At 52.0% G+C, this 17,334-nt stretch carries 9 protein-coding genes; 2 read left to right on the top strand and 7 right to left on the bottom strand.

The window, feature by feature from the left end:
- Positions 1-61: 61 nt before the first annotated feature.
- Together preA and IPN95_31335 are read left to right on the top strand one after the other, a co-directional pair.
- On the top strand, positions 62-1,393 hold the full coding sequence (gene preA / locus IPN95_31340) for an NAD-dependent dihydropyrimidine dehydrogenase subunit PreA (protein MBK9453811.1): 1,332 nt from the start codon (positions 62-64) through the stop codon (positions 1,391-1,393).
- A 151-nt stretch (positions 1,394-1,544) separates the two neighbouring features.
- A complete protein-coding gene (locus tag IPN95_31335) occupies positions 1,545-1,976 on the top strand; it encodes a nucleoside deaminase (GenBank protein MBK9453810.1) in 432 nt (143 codons plus the stop codon).
- A 96-nt stretch (positions 1,977-2,072) separates the two neighbouring features.
- Here the strand turns inward: IPN95_31335 and IPN95_31330 are convergent, their stop codons facing one another.
- The 7 genes from IPN95_31330 to IPN95_31300 all read right to left on the bottom strand — a co-directional run bounded on the left by IPN95_31330 (position 2,073) and on the right by IPN95_31300 (position 17,126).
- The gene (locus tag IPN95_31330) at positions 2,073-5,273 is read right to left on the bottom strand and encodes a TonB-dependent receptor (GenBank protein MBK9453809.1); all 3,201 of its coding nucleotides are present in this window, start codon (positions 5,271-5,273) and stop codon (positions 2,073-2,075) included.
- 99 nt (positions 5,274-5,372) lie between these two features.
- Entirely contained in the window at positions 5,373-6,083 is a 711-nt protein-coding gene (locus IPN95_31325; protein ID MBK9453808.1) for a DUF2064 domain-containing protein, read from the bottom strand.
- A gap of 269 nt (positions 6,084-6,352) precedes the next feature.
- The gene (locus IPN95_31320) at positions 6,353-7,027 is read right to left on the bottom strand and encodes a T9SS type A sorting domain-containing protein (GenBank protein ID MBK9453807.1); all 675 of its coding nucleotides are present in this window, start codon (positions 7,025-7,027) and stop codon (positions 6,353-6,355) included.
- Positions 7,028-7,093: 66 nt separating this feature from the next.
- Positions 7,094-8,881, bottom strand: a complete 1,788-nt coding sequence (locus IPN95_31315; protein ID MBK9453806.1) for a phytanoyl-CoA dioxygenase family protein — start codon at positions 8,879-8,881, stop codon at positions 7,094-7,096.
- The gene (locus tag IPN95_31310; GenBank protein MBK9453805.1) at positions 8,878-9,918 is read right to left on the bottom strand and encodes a phytanoyl-CoA dioxygenase family protein; all 1,041 of its coding nucleotides are present in this window, start codon (positions 9,916-9,918) and stop codon (positions 8,878-8,880) included. The genes IPN95_31315 and IPN95_31310 overlap by 4 nt, the downstream gene beginning before the upstream one ends.
- Positions 9,919-10,203: 285 nt before the next feature.
- Positions 10,204-11,409 carry a hypothetical protein gene (locus IPN95_31305; protein ID MBK9453804.1) on the bottom strand — a complete coding sequence of 402 codons (1,206 nt, stop codon included), beginning with the start codon at positions 11,407-11,409 and terminating at the stop codon, positions 10,204-10,206.
- Between the two features lie 263 nt (positions 11,410-11,672).
- Positions 11,673-17,126: a T9SS type A sorting domain-containing protein gene (locus IPN95_31300; GenBank protein ID MBK9453803.1), complete on the bottom strand. Its 5,454-nt coding sequence runs from the start codon at positions 17,124-17,126 to the stop codon at positions 11,673-11,675.
- Between the last annotated feature and the right edge of the window lie 208 nt (positions 17,127-17,334).

Below are 17,334 nucleotides of genomic sequence, written 5' to 3'. Positions count from 1 at the left end.
CCCGTGTAGGGACAGGTCGCGACCTGTCCCTACACGGGGACAATGCCAGAAAATTAATATTATGGCAGATTTGAGCATCAATTTCGCGGGAATCAAGGCACCGAATCCATTTTGGTTGGCTTCCGCGCCGCCTGCAAACAGCGGCTATCAAGTGATGAAAGCCTTCGACGCGGGCTGGGGCGGCGCGGTTTGGAAGACCCTCGGCGTGCCGGTGGTCAATGTTTCGAGCCGTTACGGCGCAGTCAATTACCGCAATACCCGCATGGCGGGCTTCAACAACATCGAATTGATCACCGACCGCACCCTCGCCGACAATTTGCGCGAGATTGAGCAGGTCAAAAAACATTTTCCCAACCATGCCGTGATTGCCTCGCTTATGGTCGAGAGCCGCGAAGAATGGCATCAGATCGTGAAGGACGTCCAAAATGCCGGCGCAGATGGCATCGAATTGAACTTCGGATGCCCGCATGGCATGTGTGAGCGCGGGATGGGCAGCGCCGTCGGGCAGGATCCCGAGGTGCTCAAAATCATCGTCGGATGGGTCATGGAAGTGGCTAAAATTCCAGTGATTACGAAGCTCACGCCCAATATTTCGCATATTACGGATCCCGCACTTGCTGCAGTCCAAGGTGGCACCAATGCGCTTTCGTTGATCAATACAATCAAAAGCATCGTGGGTATCAACCTCGATACCCTCACCGCCTATCCTGAAGTGGACGGATTGAGTACCAACGGCGGCTATTGCGGTCCGGCAGTCAAGCCGATTGCCCTCAATATGCTCAAGGATTGCGCGCAGCATCCCGAGATCAATGTCCCCATCTCGGGTATTGGCGGCATCGAAAACTGGCGCGACGCCGCCGAATTTATCCTGTTGGGCGCGAGTTCGCTGCAGGTTTGCACGGCGGTAATGCACTACGGATTTGGCATCATCCGCGAGATGTTGCCGGGTTTGGAGCGCTACATGGATGAAAAAGGCTTCCGAAATATTGCGGAGATGTGCGGCAAGGCCCTGCCACGGCAGGTGGAGTGGAAAGAGCTCAACCTCAAGCACAAAGTCGTCGCCGAAATCAATAAAGACAAGTGCATCGGCTGCCAATTGTGCTATACGGCTTGTGACGATGGTGCCCACCAAGCGATTGCCCTCCCGACAGACGGCAGCCGCGTGCCGAGCATCATCGAAGAAAATTGCGTGGGCTGCAACCTTTGTTCGCTGGTCTGCCCTGTCGAGCAATGCATTACGATGGAGAAACGCGACGACGGCAAGGAATTCCTGAGCTGGGAGCAGCGCACCGCTGCTGGCACGATTCCGACGACCTTCAACGATGAACGAGCGGGCGGAAATGGCCATCATGTGCCTACGGTGGAGGATGCGATTAAGATGCGGAGGAATTGAGAATTGAGAATTGAGAATTGAGAATTGAGAACTGCGAAGCACATCAGCGAAGCTAATTGAGAAATGAAGTTCAGCGCAGCTAAATGAGAAATTGCAGTCCATTTCTAATTTCTAATTTTTCATTTCTAATTGTTCACAACAACAATTGATTATGGATGAATTCATGCGTCTCGCCATTGACGAGGCAAAGTTAGGGCTTTCACAGGGTGGTATTCCGATTGGTTCGGTGCTGGTCAAGGACGGGAAATTGGTAGCTACGGGTCATAACAAACGGGTGCAGGAACAAAATCCCATCCTGCATGGGGAAATGGATTGCCTGAACAATGCGGGACGCATCGGCAGCTACCGCAATACGGTGATTTATAGCACCCTTATGCCCTGCTATATGTGTGCGGGAACAATCGTGCAGTTCAAGATCCCGAAGGTGATCGTCGGCGAATCGCGGACATTCCCTGGCGCGGTGGAATTTATGCGTAGCCACGGCGTGGAGGTGATCGACCTCGACCTACCCGAATGCGTGAAGATGATGGAGGACTTCATTGCCGCCAAACCCGAGCTCTGGAACGAGGATATTGGGGAATAGGCAGTGCCTTCTCCGTCGTTTTGGATTGATGCTTTTGGAAGAGCACCGATCCAATTTCGAAGCAAATGTGGAAACGGGCATGGCAGCCGATGTTCCTCAAAAGCTGTACTGCAACCCCAACTGCGCCTGCCAACGCGAATTCAGCGGATCAATCTGCCAAGGTGTACCTCCCGGGTTTTTGAATTGAAAAACGGGTTCGCCATTTTGGATTTTGATGAAATCCATGAGTCCGAAGCCTGCATTCTGGACATTGGGTACAAAATACTGATTGCCCCAAGTTTTGGAAACAAGGTTGCCTGCATTGATCAGGTCCAACGTCACCTGCAGGTGATGCTTCCCGTGTAAAAGTGGTTTGTTGTATCCGAATCGGAAATCCAGTTGATGGTTCCACGGGGTCCTTGCGCCATTTCGTTCGGCAATTTGTCCGCGGTGATTGCGCAGATATTCGTTGCCTGAAATGTAGGCATCCAACTGCGTCCATTGTGCAGCTGCGCTGACGATTTCGACACCATTGGCATCCAAAATGGGTTGCAAACGAATCTCGGATGCGTCCCGTGGAATGTAAAAAAGGTCGTTTTTAGCCGATCCGTCGCGGTTCATATCGCCTTCATACACAAAGGAAAACGGGTTTCCCGACCGCATCGAATAAATCGCCATTAGAGAAAACTTGCCGATTTTCGTGGATCGTTCGATCATGTGGTAGGTCACGGCCTTGTGGCGCAAATCAAAATTGGAATAGGCAAGCTGCGGCGAATTGGCCACCACCGATTGGTTCCATTCGAAGTTTGCGGCATGTGAATTGCGGACGGTACTGCTGATGTCCTTGCTTTCTCCGAAGGTATAACCAATTGATCCTGTGTAGCTTTTGGTGCGCTTGGTAAGGTTCAAGCTGATATTGTACCTGTAACCCTGATCTACATTCGTGAGCAGAAAAACATTGGTGAAATTGGGATTGAGCTTGATCGCCGAACCCGTTGCAAGGTAATAAGGGCGGTCATCTGCCCCGGAAAAATTGCCCACGGAATCCTTGAAATTGATGGATTGAAACAGCAAGCCTGACAAGACTTTGGTGTACGTCCCTTCGATGCTCAGAAAGGTTTTGGCCGGGAGTTTGATGTCGAATGCCAAATTGGTTTTCCAATCGCGCGGCAAGGTGAAATCATTGTCCACCAAGTTGATTTCCGTCAAACCCGGCTGCTGCGCCGCCAAATCGGCGAGATTCTCCGTCAACGGCAATGGCCCCGAGGGTTTGAGATCGATGTTAAAATATTGCGTTCCGGAGATGTAGTGTACATAAGCATACCAAACAAAAGGAATTCGGCCCGTAAACAGTCCCGAACCGCCGCGCACCAAAACCGATTGTTGTTTGTCGAGCACCCAATTGAAACCCAAACGCGGATTCAGCTGTGGACGAGAATGTATTTTATTGTTGTAGCCAGCGAATGCAGGTGTGGCATGCAAGTCTGCATTCATCGGAAATTCTCCGGGATGCTGCTGTAAATCAGCCCGTAGGCCTGCGGTCAGACTCAGTTGCGAATTCACCCGAATCTCGTCTTGGGCATAAAATCCGGCGAGCAAAACGCTGTAAGCAGCGCTTGGCTGATCTCGGTTGAAGCCAAAATCATTGTTGCCGACATTGTACACGCCGCGCACGCGGTTGGGTTGGTCATCAAAAAAATCCTGCGGCGATTTGTATTGCCAACGTCCGTTCCAAGCCGTAAGAAAACGGTATTCGATACGGTTGAATTCCGCCGAAAGTCCGCCGGTGAAAATATGGCGGTTCTTGTAAAACGTGAGATTGTCTGCGAATTGAGTGGTATTGAGCGTGAGCCCGTAAATTGCCGCCTCGCGGTAAGTACCTGCAAAAATGGTATTTGCGGTATTGTAGTTGATCTCAATATGCGGAAAGACGCGACCGTCGAAGCTGCGACCATCGACGACCGTCGTCTGCGAAACGGTCATTTTGTTGTAGAAATTGGCTTTCAGGCTGCTGCGCAACTCGGCGACGACGCTGTTGGTATGCGAAGTATGTCGGTACCCTTGATTGCCAAAATTGAAGAAATTAGGCGTCCATTCGAGCCTGTCTGCAAAGCCACGTACATAATTGTCGCGCAAGGTCAACTTGTGCTTTGCTGAAATATTGAAGTCCATTCGACCGAATAATTTCAGGCTGCGCGCATCCAATTTTACATTTTCCATTGCCCCCGGGTCGTAGCCATAGCGCGCAATCATGGTATCTGCAATTTCCTGCACCACGGCCATCGGAATGTCGGATTCGGCCGTTCCGGGACCATTCAGAACGGGCTCGCGACGTGTGGCATACTCGGCATTGGCAAAGAAAAACAGCTTGTCCTTGACCAGAGGTCCGCCAAGGCTAAAACCTGTTTGGGCATCGCCAAATGCGGCATCCGGTTGCAATTCGCCATTGGCACGCCGCCCGAGCAGCACTTGATTTCGGCCGAATCCATAAACATCGCCTTTCAGGGTATTGGTTCCGCTTTTGGTCACGGCATTGATGCTTGCCCCGGTGAAATTGCCATAACTCACGTCAAAGGGAGCGGTTTTGATCGACAGCGCACTGATCGCGCCGTAACCAATGGGCTGCGTGCCCGCAAGTCCGCCGGGTGTGCCCGATGCTGTCGAACCGGCCGCTCCGCTTGCAGGCTCCTGAAAACCAAGCACATCGTTGGTCGCACTTCCGTCGATGCTCAGGTTATTGAACCGGTAATTGGCCCCTCCGAATGAATTTTGATTCACCTCCGGCAACACCCGCGTTGCATCTTGAATGCTGCGGTTGAGCGTTGGCAGACGGCTGATCAATTCACCTTTGAGCGTATTTTCATTGCCCTTTTTGGGATTTTTGATCGGATCTTGATCGTCTGTCGTGATCACAATCGCGTCCAAAGTATAGCTCTTGGCCTTCAATCGTACGTCAAATATTGTGGAACGCCCAAGGGCAATCGCAATATTTTCCTCTGCGAAAACCTGAAAATCAATCGCTTCCACTTGCAATCGATAACTATTGTCGGGTTGGAGCTGATTGAGCACAAAAAATCCGTCTTGCTGCGTCAAAGTCCCGAATACCGCGCCCGTGGAACGCTGAAAAACCTTGACCGTCGCATTTGGAACGGGTACACCCAAACTGTCCGTCACCGTGCCCCGCAGTGTTCCCGAGGTCTCTTGCGCCAAAGAAAATTGAGGCAAAAGCAAGGCCAGCATTGCGAGGAACAAGCCCCGAAAAATGGTTTGCATAGACACAAACGTGCGTAACCGCAAATCCTGCAAATGGATATTCATCCGAATGAAATTTTGGAAATCCGAAACTGAAAAAGGTCCTGGGCGATGCCCTCGATTTCCAGCTATCGGAAATGCGGCCTTCAAGCGGCGCAGTCAAAGCTAGAATTCGAGGAGAATTCCAGCAGGCGGGCCACGCTGCGGCCTCGGATTTGTGGTATGCGTAATGTATTGATTTTCGGCGAATTCCGTCCGGGTTCGATGGGCGACCAGCAGCAACGAAAGGCAAAATGCAAATCCGTCAGTACGGGTTTGTACATAAACTTGGAGGTCCCTTGCCGAATTGAGGTCCCGCATGCAGGCCAATTCGGTCGGGGCTTGCGCATGTGTCGCATGCAGGTAGGCCGAGAGGTGCGCATACACGTCGCGGGTCTGCCAAGGCAGTGCCGCAAAAGCTTCCGCATCGAATGCATTTGCTTGCAAACCAATGAGGTAGGCGCCGCCGCGCAAGGTGGGGCCGATCACGGATTGGCCTTGGTTCAAGGACGCTTGCAGCCCTTCCCAATCGAGGGTCCCGAGCTCGGGACTGTCATTGCCCACGGCCACGGCCGAGGAATAGCCCAGCGCAAACACATCCGCAAACGCATTCGAAAGACGTGCCCCGAAATCCTCCCCGCGTTGCAACCGCTCGTCAAAATGAAAGACATCCAAACCGGATTGCTGCACGTTGGCCTTGGCTTTTTCGATCAGGAGCCTTGCAATTGCAGCGTTGGTGCGTTTGTTCCCGTTGCCCAGCCAAGGCTTGGCAATGCCCTCCTGTTCAGCACTTCTGCTGAAAAATATGAGGGCGGTGGGGGAACTGGGGCGTACCATTGTTGGGGCAAGATAGGAAATGTGGGTGATTCTACGTGGTTTTATTGGATTTTAGCCACGAAGACATTAATGCAATTTTTGTCGTCAGAATTCGGTAGTTCTTGGCTGCGACTGCTGCTTATATTTTTGTATATTATTGACATTGAATCGGTTATTGGTAGGGACAGGTCGCGACCTGTCCCTACCAATAACCATCAAATGATCATGAACATAAAAACCAATTTCAGAATAGACGACTATTTCGGAAACAGTGTGCTCGCAAAAAGTAATCACTTCACCACTAAAACACGATGCGCCAATTCGTCCAGATGAGTCCCAACGGTTGCCAAGTAAAGCCCGGAAGGGATTTTTTCCAGCTCCATGACTTGAGTGTCGCTGGATGCGAAAGTCTGCCGGGTGACCAATCGTCCCTGCAAGTCGTGCAATTCGCAATACCAGGAACCTGTGGGCTTATCGGCGCCTGAAATTGCAACATTGACCTTGCTGCTTGCAGGATTGGGATACAAGAAAAGCTCGGTGGATGAAGGCTGCGTATTCAATCCGACCGAGCCAGGACCATAGGAACCATTGCAGGCTTCCAAAAAGGTGGAATCGCTCGCGTGAAAAACGCTATAGGCAATCGAAACGGTTTGGCCGCTGATGAAACCTTGGCCAGTGAGAAAATACGTCGGAGCTTGGGCCTGATAGGCAAAGGAAAAACTGTTGCCATTGCAGTCAATATCAGCGATGACATATCCAGTAGGCTCCATATACAAACCGTTGATGGAGAGCGTACTGTCAGAGGCGGCAGTGACGACAATGGCATAGGTGGTGGAACCCGTTACTGAGCATACCTCTGTAAAATTGGCAGCAGGGTTCAGGTAGGGAACGGCGCAAGGCTGTCCCAGAAGGCAAAAAGAAAAAAGACAAGCAAAAGCAATGGTAACAAGACCTTTTTTGATCATAATCCGGATATATGAAAGACGGAATATGTCATAAGATACCAAATATTTTTTGATATCCAAAGGGTCTCATCGCCCAAACAGCCGCTGAAAAAAGCTCTGCTTTTTTACCTCCGCTCTCACACTCGCACTCAAATCTGAACTTCTCCCCCCGCTTTTCCGGATCATTTCAATCAACGCTTCCCGTCCCGGGTGTGCCTGCACAAACGGAATTTTACCGATCGATTCCCCAAACTTTGGCCGCTCATAAATATCCTTGTGAAACTCTTCGAAGCGCAGCAGGAAGTCGTCGTCCATCGCAAAAACTTCCAATTCGCCAGGGGCGGATTGATAATGGAAGCGCATCGGGGCATTGGCGGTTTTGATGCCTGTGGTGATCGCGAGGCGCATTTGATCGCTCATATTCGGCGGACTTGCATGGATCAATGCTTGGTTGAGCACCACGGCATGGCCGGCTTTGACGTCGAGTTGCGTGAGGTTTTCGGCCATTTCGGATTTGACGTCTTCAAAGAAAAACGGAATCGTCGGGCAGCGCAAAACGGGCAAATAGCGGTGGCTACCGCGCAAAACCTGCAATCCGCCGTTGTGGGCATCGGCATCTTGCAAGGGCGTCCAGATATTCACCGCCACAAATCGCTTTTCGTCGACAATCGTCCAGTCCTGATGCATCGGCATGAGGCTGTTTTTGCCGGTATTCTTCGTCAGAAAGGCTGATCCGAAGTAGAAAAAATTCTGGAAAATCGCATCCAACCGGGGCCTGAAAATGTCCACGATGGCATTGCTCATCTCCTTTTTTCGCGGGAAATCAGGCAAATAGCTGCTGCTGTGAAAGGCTTGCGGGGATTCCGGGAAATAATGGAAATACAATTCGCGGAGCAGCTTCACATCGTCTGCCGACAAAAGCGGAAGCTGCACAAATCCATCCTCGTCAAACTGCCGCTGCAAGTCCGTATTCACGAATATCGGCGGAACGGCATTGTTGCGCCCTTGCCCCGCCTTGCGTGCCGGATCGGTTTTGCCATACTTCGCTTCCAATTCGGCGAGGGTCACCTTGGGGAAGTCGTAATCAAAGTAGCCCAAGCTTTCCCCGATTGTCGGACGCTTGAAAATATCGGTGCCAAAGCCGGTATAAAACCGCAAAAAGTCATCCGCCTGCGCGAAGATTTCCACCTTGTCGGGCGCCTTTTCCTTGTCGTGAAAACAAATCCGGATCTTGGCTGCTTCGTTGGAAATGAAGGTGTTGACGACGATGCGTTCCTTGCCTGAGAGATTGGCCGGGGAATAATGCAAGACACTCTGATCGAAGGCAACGGCCTGCCCGGCCTTGAGCAACAGCGGGGTCATCACGGAAATGACTTCCTTTTCGATGCCATCGTAAATGTCTGGCAATGAACTGCCTCTGTAGGTGGGTTTGAGCCGATGGCTCCCGGGCAAAACGTAAATCGGGCCATTTTCCATGGTCAAATCCACGAGCGGCGCCCAGATGTTCAGTCCCGGGTACTTCGCTTCGTCGACCAAGGTCATGTCTTGGTGCAGGATCAATTCGCTTTTGGGGTCGGGCGCCTTGGCGATGAACGACGAGAAGAAGTATTTGTAGTGGATGAAATTCTCCGAAACGGGCCGATCAAACACGCCGCGCAAGGCCAAGTCGACCTTGGTGCGGTATTCGGGGTCATTGTCGAAGGTCGTGGTATAAAAACCCTTCAGGCCTTCGGGGCGCAGCGATTCGAAGTGGGCCAACATCGCCGCGATTTCCTCCTGTTCAAAGAAATCCAAGACCACAAAACCATCGCGTTCGAAGGCAAGGTGCTGCTCCGGACGTTTGAAAATCTGCGTTCTTGCGGCGGATGTAATCATTTTCTAGAGAATAGGCGGCTGAAAAAGCCTCGTTTTTCGGGTTGGGCAACAGCTGACGCGGTTTGGGTTTGGGGAACGGTTTGCGGAGCCGGTGCAGGTTCTTCCTTTTTGGTGCCGTCGAGGTTGTAGTTGAATAGCCGCGCCAATTTTTCAATCAGTTCGACGTTCATGACATTCCCCGGATGGCTTTTGATCAGGTTTTGCATCTCCTCAACCGTGAATTTGGGCAAGGTGATCGGGTATTTTGCGACGCTTTCCCATCCTTCGATGGTGCCGCCGTTGTTGTGCAGATCGCTCAGACCGCCGTTGTTGTAGTGCAGGAAAAATTCGCGTTGGATGGCAAATACCTCGATGGTCTCCGGCTGCACGTTGGGCAAGAAGTAATGGTGAAACAGCTGTGCATCCTTGTGGGTGACCCCGATTCCGGCGGCCAAACGCGGCGACTCGGTCGTATTGGGTGGACTTCCATGAATGGTGCGATTGTCAAAGAGGATGGTTTGGCCAGCCTTCATCGGCACCAATTGCAGGTAGGGAAAGATGGTGAACATGTGCTCGCCCAGCGGCGTTTTGAACTGCGGGCTTGGCGAGCAACGCGGCCAATTGAAGAACTTATGGCTTCCCTTGATTACGCCAAGGCAGCCGTTGTCCATGTCCACATCGACGAGCGGCGTCCACAAAGTTCCCGACCAATATTGGCTTTCATCCACAAAGGTCCAGTCTTGATGCGGCGGCACAACCCCTTTCGGATTCGTCTCCTTGATGACAAAACTTGCCGTGAAAATCTGGAAATCCTGAAAAATCTCGGCCACTTTGGGGGTCAGCACGCGGTACAATTCCTCCGTCGCCGCCATGGATTGCGCCCGGTCCTTGTCATCCAGGCTCACATGGAAGCCATAGGAGGGCTTTTCCACTGGCGTATGCTGCAGGTAATAGTCTTTCAGATGCGCTACCTCATCTGCCGACAGTAAATCCAGAACAATGTACCCATCCTGCTCAAACTGCGCCTGCTGCGCGGAATCCTTGAATATCTGCTGCATCTTATTCCCTTTTCAGTCCCTCAAATTACGAACATTTTTCACGGATTTGGGAAATGAGGTTCGTCAGTCCGGGCGGAAGCAAGAACTGAGCGAAGGAGTGCAAGCCAAAGTGCGTTTCTGTAAATTCTACAAAGTCATCCTGAACGGACCCAAATTAGCTTCGCTGATCTAAAGATTCTGCTCAAATCTTCGCCAGCCGGAGGCTGAATTGCAGCATCGGCGTTTCGGCGGGACGCCGACGCCTCATCTCGTGAGAATTCAACCCGCGGTGTGATTCCGAGAATTCTATAAATTCTGCTCCAGGGAAGCCAACACATGCTTGGTATTCGTCTGCAATACAATGTCACCGATGAATTTCACAGGCAGGGAATAATCGGCTCTTGGGTGAAAATGATGCATCTTTTCCACCACCGCACTCACCGCCCAGTCGTAATCAAAGGGCTGACCGGCAATGATTTCGATCCATTCCACCTCCGCACCACGGGCGACACCCTTGTCGGCATCCCAAAGGCTCACCTTGAGGATGCCGTCTTTGAGTTCCCAATCGCGGACGCCGCCAATCTGTCCGATCACTTGACGAACCTCCGTGATGAGGCCAAACACGTCCTGACAGCGGTGGCAGCGCACCCATTCCTGCGTAAAAAAGGTCAATTTCTCGGCATGTGCCATGCATTGAACACAGTAGAGAAACGGGTAGGCACGTGCCAAAGGGAATTGGGACCTGACAATGTCATTCATCTTGTTGAGGGCATCCTCCAATTTGGCATCGTAATTCACCCGAAGTTTGTATTCCGACTTTTTGGAGAGCTGATTCCTGACGTACACGATCCGTTCAATCAGTTTGTCGATCGGAGCGACGCTGAGCGGCTTGCCGAGATTGTGCATTTCCAAGAGGATTTGATGGGCCTCGCGGGCATCCTTCGCAAGACTCGGATTGGGATCTTGGCCCATTTTCTCCACCTTCGGAATGACAGCAGCAGTTCCCAAAACGCCGTAACCCATCAATGCACCTTCCCTGACCCGTAAACTTTCATTGGTCGCTGCAGCATCAAAAAAGGCCATCGCCTCATCTTTGTTCCCGAATTTGGCAAGGTCTCGCGCAGCCTCCTGAACCAGAACCAGGCGGTACAGTTTGAGGTAATTGCGCAGAAATACGAACCAAGCGGCTCCAAAGGCCAAGGTAGCTCCCAGCAAGATTAAAGAGAAATTCAACATCGCATTGAGAATGGAGCGGTCGAGCAGTACCAAGAAGAAGGCCAAAACGACCCCAAGGGCAAACGGGGTTACCGGAGGATAAATCTGCCGGAAGTGCAACGGCGCAAATGCAAACTTTGCCCGGTTGAGGACATTCCCATGGTACAAATGCCAATTCTCTGGTGTCACAGCAAGCATCCATCTTTTTTCTTGGGGATGAATCAACAATGCAAGCAGTAGCAGTAAGAAACTGACCATGAAACTGAGCAACAACAAATCGGTGAATTTCAAATGCATGCGGATAGAATTGAATACGAAAAAATGAATGCTGCCTTGAAGATCGTCGGTGCCAACGATATTGCCAAATGCAAAACGAAACAGCAGCTTCAGGGACTGCTGAACATCCCCAAATCACCCAAAACACCAATCCAAGGAATTCAACCCAAAGTGTGATTAGCTTCGCTGATCTAAAGATTCTGCTCAATTCTGCTCCAATTATGTTCAAACAAAAGGGGCCACACCAATGGTGCAGCCCCTTCTCAAATTCATTGGATCAGCGATTAGCGCTGTACCACCAAACGCTTGTGGGCAGTCACGCCGTCCACAGTGACACGCAAGGTGTACACGCCGGTAGCGAAGTCGTTCAGATTCACGCTCTGCTTGTACAGACCGCTTGGCTGATCGCTGTTGTCACGCAACACAACCACGCCACGTGCATCGGCCACTTCGTAGCTTACTTCAGCATCGGCATTCAGCGCAACGGTGAACGTAAAGCGACCGTCGTTCGGGTTGGGATACAATCCCACGTTGAAGCCGTTGAAGCCGTCGGCGACGCTTGCACAGACATCAACAAAGATGGACACTGTTGCGGTATTGGAGCAACCATTGCCATCAGTGAAGCTGTAAGTGATGGTCTGAAGACCAGGACCTGCGGTCGGAGCAGAGAACTGATTGCCTGTCACACCGGTACCGGTGAAGGTACCACCACTTGGGCTGCCCGTAAGGGTGACCGGCGTGTTGTTGGTGTTACAGATCGTGTCGGAAGCAGCGCTAGCGGTAACAGTGGGCAATGCATTGATCGTCACGTTGACGGTGTCGCTACCCGTACAACCAGCGGTGTCGGTCAAGACGACGCTGTAGCTGCCCGTAGTAGTCACGGCAATCGTCTGTGTGCTGTCGGAGGTGCTCCAGTTGTAGGAAGATCCAGGGATGCCAGCATCCAAGGTGATCGTATTTCCTTGGCAAGTGGTGGTGTCAGCACCTAGGTTCACCACAGGGAACGGTGTGAAGGTGATGGCAACCGTGTCGCTGTTGCTGCAACCGAGGGTATCGGTCACTTGCACATTGTAGGAACCATTGGTGTTCACGAAGATCGTCTGCGTACTGTCCAAGGTGCTCCAGACATAATTGGCACCCGCATTGCCGGCATCCAAAGTGGTCGAAGTTCCGCAGAAGTAGCCATCGTTGCCCAAGTTGATCACAGGCAATGGATTGGCGAATACGTATGCCGTATCGACACCCACGCAACCGGACAAGGTATCTGTCACCGAAACAATGAAGTTGGTGCTGCCATTTGCAATACCAACGGTGTTGGCTGCTGTTGGCGTAGCCAAGGTTGCATTAGGGCTCCAATCATAACTGTAGCTACCCAACATCCAGAAGTACATGTTGGGGCGTTGTGCGTTGAAACCCGTTACCGAGTTGTTACCGCAAACACCGGCAGCATCTGCACGGTAGTATACGGTAGAGTTAAACCCTGTTGTGCTTTGGTTCACGGACACGTTGTCGGCGTACGCGGCATTGTTGTGGCATGTTTCCACAATAATGTTGGAACTGCCGTCCCAATAGAAATTGGTGCTAAATGGAATCGCCACGACACCTACAGCAGGCAAGTAACTTGGAGCAGTAAATACCGAGGTAAACGTAGGGGATTGGAAAACCGTGATATCGGTGGCATTGGTCAATGCCAACTTGATCTCGAAGTTGTCATGTGGCACAGCGGCATTCAGGCTCGTGACATCAAACGACATCGCGTTGAGGAAGCCGGGACCAATGTTTTGTGCCTGCAATTCCGAGGCAAGGATCAGCATTTGGTGACGTGAACCCCAATAGAAGTTGCCAAAAGGTGCTGGATAGCCAGTTGACGAATTCGCAATCGTACCTGTACCAACTTGGAAGTTGAGGGGGTTGGTTACCGTCGCCAAGGCAATGCTGTCGCCTGCACAGATCGTATCGGGTGTCACCGTTGCAATCGGAACTGGCTTTGGAATGTAGTTGACCACAACCGTATCGGCTGCAAGGCATCCGGAGATGCTGTCGCTGGCGTTGACGATATACGTGGTCGTCGCCGACGGTGTCGAAATCACAGTATCGTTGGTCGTGCTGTTCAGACCCGTACCTGGCGTCCAAGCATAGCTATAGGTTGGGTTGGTGCTCGATACAATCATTTCGACAGGATCTCCGCTGCAGGAAATCGAGTTGGAAACCGCGATCGAAACCGATGGTGCAGGCGTTACCGTTGCAGTCACAGGCACACGTGGGCCAGGGCAGCCGGTCAAGATCTGCCAGTCAAATCCCCAATACCAGAAGGTATTGCCAGCGGCACTACCCGTGATGGAAATGACACCTGGAATCGTATAGGGATAAGGCAGCGTTCCCGTGCTCACGCGGAACATGGAGACGCCGGTGATATCTTGTTGCAATCTGTAGGCAGTACCTGGGACCAAGTTCCAGCCCAAGGGGAAATAAGTGCGGTTGCCAACATCGCCAGGGCCTACGGTCAACGTACTTGCCTGCAGCAAAACGCCGGCGCTTGTCCGCCACTCCAATTTCGCAATACCTACTGCTCCAGGGTAGACATAGACCCCCATGAGGGTCGTATTCGAAAGCACATCAAAGATCTGATAGTTGGTTGAGCTCTGCTGTGCACCGCCCGCGGAGTTGTTGGCCAAGCCCACCGCAGAAATGGTACCACCATTGATGGCTTCTGCATAGTAGGTCGTCGTCGTCGTCACCGTTGGGCTGTAAGTGCCACCGGTTGCAAGTGGCGAACCACCACTTGGGCCGCTGTACCAGTTGATGGTCGGCGCCCCTGCAGCTTGCAAGGTTACCGTACCTTGACCGCAAATGGTATCGTTTACCACTGTAGGTGTCACCAATGGATTCGCAAGCACGTTGACCGTGTTGGAGGCAAAGGTGCCACAAAGCAATACGCGGTAAAGTGTCGTGTCCGTTGGGCTCGCCGTATAGGGGCTCGCTGTATTGCCGGTACCGGTTTCATTGACCCAAGTGGTACCACCGTCCGTGCTACCTTGCCACTGAATGGTGCCATTTTGGCCGGTAACAGTCAACACGACCGATCCACCCACGCAAAGCGTATTCACACTGGAAGTCACCGTTCCAGCTGAAATTGTAATGTTCACCGCTGTAAATGCATCATTGACAGTGACACCGTCACCGGTGACCGAGGTAAAACCATTGAAGGTATAGGTTCCCAAGGTGCTCATGTTCACGTTGCCCATGGCCACGGCCTGCGTAGCGCCAGCTGCAAGTGTACCGGAGTTGACTACGACGGTCAGCGTCGTCGTAATCGCACCTGTAACGTTCACTGTCACCGTGGTCGGATTCACCGAAAAGTCAATCGTAATTGGAGCATTATTTTTGATCGTTACGTTGACCGGTGTGGATGCGCTGTAGCAACCCGTGGTCAACGGTGAATTCAATGCCGTTGCCTGCATGTCGATCGTAGAAGGGGCAAATTCGTCTGCGCCAATATCTGGCGTACCCAATGAACGGGCTGCGTTGTCGATGTCAACGGTCACCCAAGGTGAGCCGGTCAAGTTGCCGACGTTGTTGATGCCACTGCCTGTAACGTGCAAGTCGGTGGCACTGATAAACGTTGGATCAGTTACGACAGAGTTGGCATCCATACCGACCATGCCAGCTTGCCAGTTGGCAAGTGTAGCGTAGGTAGTGGCATTACCGGTTCCCGTGAATCCGTTGGTGGCATTTGCGATATACAAATCATTGTAGTTGGAGACAGAACCGGTGTTGCCCGTAGCGGTTGCAGAGGTGCTAAACCAAGCGTTGTGTGTGGCCACACCTGCTTGAGCGCCCGTGTAGTTAGCAAATACGTTGTTACGCACGTTGATTACAGGACCGCTAGCGGTACCGATTTCAAAACATGCGTTGCTGCTGTTGGGGAACAACGTTCCGTCAATGCGCACGTTGTTCGCATCGACATTGATACTTTCGGTAGAAACACCCGAACCTGCGCTTTGCACATAAATGCCCTTCACAATACGTGTTGCAGTCGCAGCGCCGGTATAGGCAGAGGTGATGTCGGCCACAAAGTTGTTGTAGACGCGCAGCGAATGGGTGCCCGTTGTTGCCAAATTGGCGCGAATACCGGAAGCAAAGGATGTCGAGGCGGTGCCGTTGTTCCGCACCGTTTGCACCTTGTTCATGTAGATCTCGCTGGTGCCTTGGCCGAGTTCGCAAAGGATACCGTCGGTTGTTGTCTGGGCAGACACGTTGCGCACCAGGTTGTTGAATACCTTGGCACCGCTTTGCGAGGCAATTCGGATGCCGAAGTTTTGCGTAGCGACGTTTCCACCCCCAATGTCAAATGCGGTCAAGCCTCCAATGGTATTGAATGCGGTTGGGGAGGTATTGCCAATCTGACAAGCGAGGTCAGGGAATGCCGCATCTCCCAACAGGTAGATACCTGCATAAACGTTGCTGATATTCAGGTTGCGGTAGATGTTGGTGGAGTTGGCACCGGCTGCACTCGCTGCGGCTGTAGCCGTTAACTGCTGAATACCGATGGAAGAGGTATTGTTGCGCAACAAAGTGACGGTAATATTTTCATACAACCCGTTTTGAGAACCATTGGTCGCTGTCGCATTGGCCACTACCAATCCACGGTCGACGAGGTTGGAAGCCGTCGAACCCGTCGAAACAAGGTTCAGGTTCCTGACAGTCACATAGTCGGTTCCCACGATAGCAAGGATGGGCTCATTGCCAGTTCCGAAAACAGTGGAATTGGTTTGGTTACCGCCATTTCCGCTAGCAACACCGCGATAAGACAGTGTCGAATTGCCGGAGGCCGGCTGCATCGTGATGGTGTTCACAGCACTGTTGCCCGCGACGGGACCCATCATCAATGGGAAGGTGTTGCGACCACCTGTCAAAGTCGTATCATAGGTCGCATCGATCAGGCTCAGCGTGACCGGGCCGGTGATACCGCGATGGTTGATGTTGGCAAATGCTTCGGAGATATTGGGGTAGGTACCTGCCAGTCCAACGGTGTAGGTTCCGCCAGGAATTGCTGTTGGTGCACCCGGAGTGAACCGGATGTTCGCCGCAGGCCACTTATGGGTGGTCATATAAGATTGGTTGATGAAAGCAGAGCCAGAAACTGCGTCCAGGAAATTTCCTGCACCGCCGGTTGCGCCTTCAATGCCGATCGAGGCAGATTCGCTCGTACTGAAGGCACCTGCGCCGAGCGTACCGTAGCGAAACTCGATCACGTTGGTGCCTTCAAACAAGATGCACTGGAAATTCACGGTACGGGCGGAACCATTGTAGCTCAGTAAGTCGGTCCACTGAACAGTAAATGTCCGAGAACCTACTACACCTTGTGTTTGGTACAGAATCGTCCCAATCGTGCCCGTGTTCATGTCGTCCCACCAAGGGGCAAGCGTAAGGTTGGGGATTGTTGCGGAGAAAAGGCCTGAGTTCGTCCAAGCATTGGCGCCCGCTGCACCAAAGCTGATCCAGCCATTGGCACAGGCATCGACAGTGGTGTAGTTGGTTCCAAGGTAGTTAAATGTGAACCCAATGGGGATTAGGGTTTGGGTTCCATCATCACTGTTGAGAGTGATCGTCGAAGCTGTAGCCCCCCCTAAAAGGCTGATCGGCGTATAAGCCGCCGTAAACACACTCCGGGTCATCGGCAACTGCCCATAAGCCCGGTTTCCAGACAATCCTGCAAACACAAATAAAAACAGCATCCAAACTGCTGTTCGTCGCGAGAGAAGTCTAAGGTTGAAGTTTTTAATCATACTATACTATATCGTTGGTAAAATGCTGACAATTACAATGTGAGTGATCCTTTGAATCGCATATCGCTTTTGCTGTTCCAAAGCAATCGCACAAGGAAGGGAACCATGGTATTCAGCCCGGATGTGAACTTTTGAATGCTGCATCGTGAACAAATAG

This window comes from Bacteroidota bacterium (assembly GCA_016718825.1).
Taxonomy (GTDB): domain Bacteria; phylum Bacteroidota; class Bacteroidia; order J057; family JADKCL01; genus JADKCL01.
Note: the sequence above shows the minus strand (reverse complement) of the source record. Positions and strands in the feature narration are given on the sequence as shown.

Coding starts and splice junctions, on each gene's coding strand:
- IPN95_31320 (MBK9453807.1), bottom strand. CDS start 7,027: ATGATCAAAAAAGGTCTTGTTACCATTGCTTTTGCTTGTCTTTTTTCT.
- IPN95_31305 (MBK9453804.1), bottom strand. CDS start 11,409: ATGCATTTGAAATTCACCGATTTGTTGTTGCTCAGTTTCATGGTCAGT.
- IPN95_31335 (MBK9453810.1), top strand. CDS start 1,545: ATGGATGAATTCATGCGTCTCGCCATTGACGAGGCAAAGTTAGGGCTT.
- IPN95_31330 (MBK9453809.1), bottom strand. CDS start 5,273: ATGAATATCCATTTGCAGGATTTGCGGTTACGCACGTTTGTGTCTATG.
- IPN95_31310 (MBK9453805.1), bottom strand. CDS start 9,918: ATGCAGCAGATATTCAAGGATTCCGCGCAGCAGGCGCAGTTTGAGCAG.
- IPN95_31300 (MBK9453803.1), bottom strand. CDS start 17,126: ATGCTGTTTTTATTTGTGTTTGCAGGATTGTCTGGAAACCGGGCTTAT.
- preA (MBK9453811.1), top strand. CDS start 62: ATGGCAGATTTGAGCATCAATTTCGCGGGAATCAAGGCACCGAATCCA.
- IPN95_31325 (MBK9453808.1), bottom strand. CDS start 6,083: ATGGTACGCCCCAGTTCCCCCACCGCCCTCATATTTTTCAGCAGAAGT.
- IPN95_31315 (MBK9453806.1), bottom strand. CDS start 8,881: ATGATTACATCCGCCGCAAGAACGCAGATTTTCAAACGTCCGGAGCAG.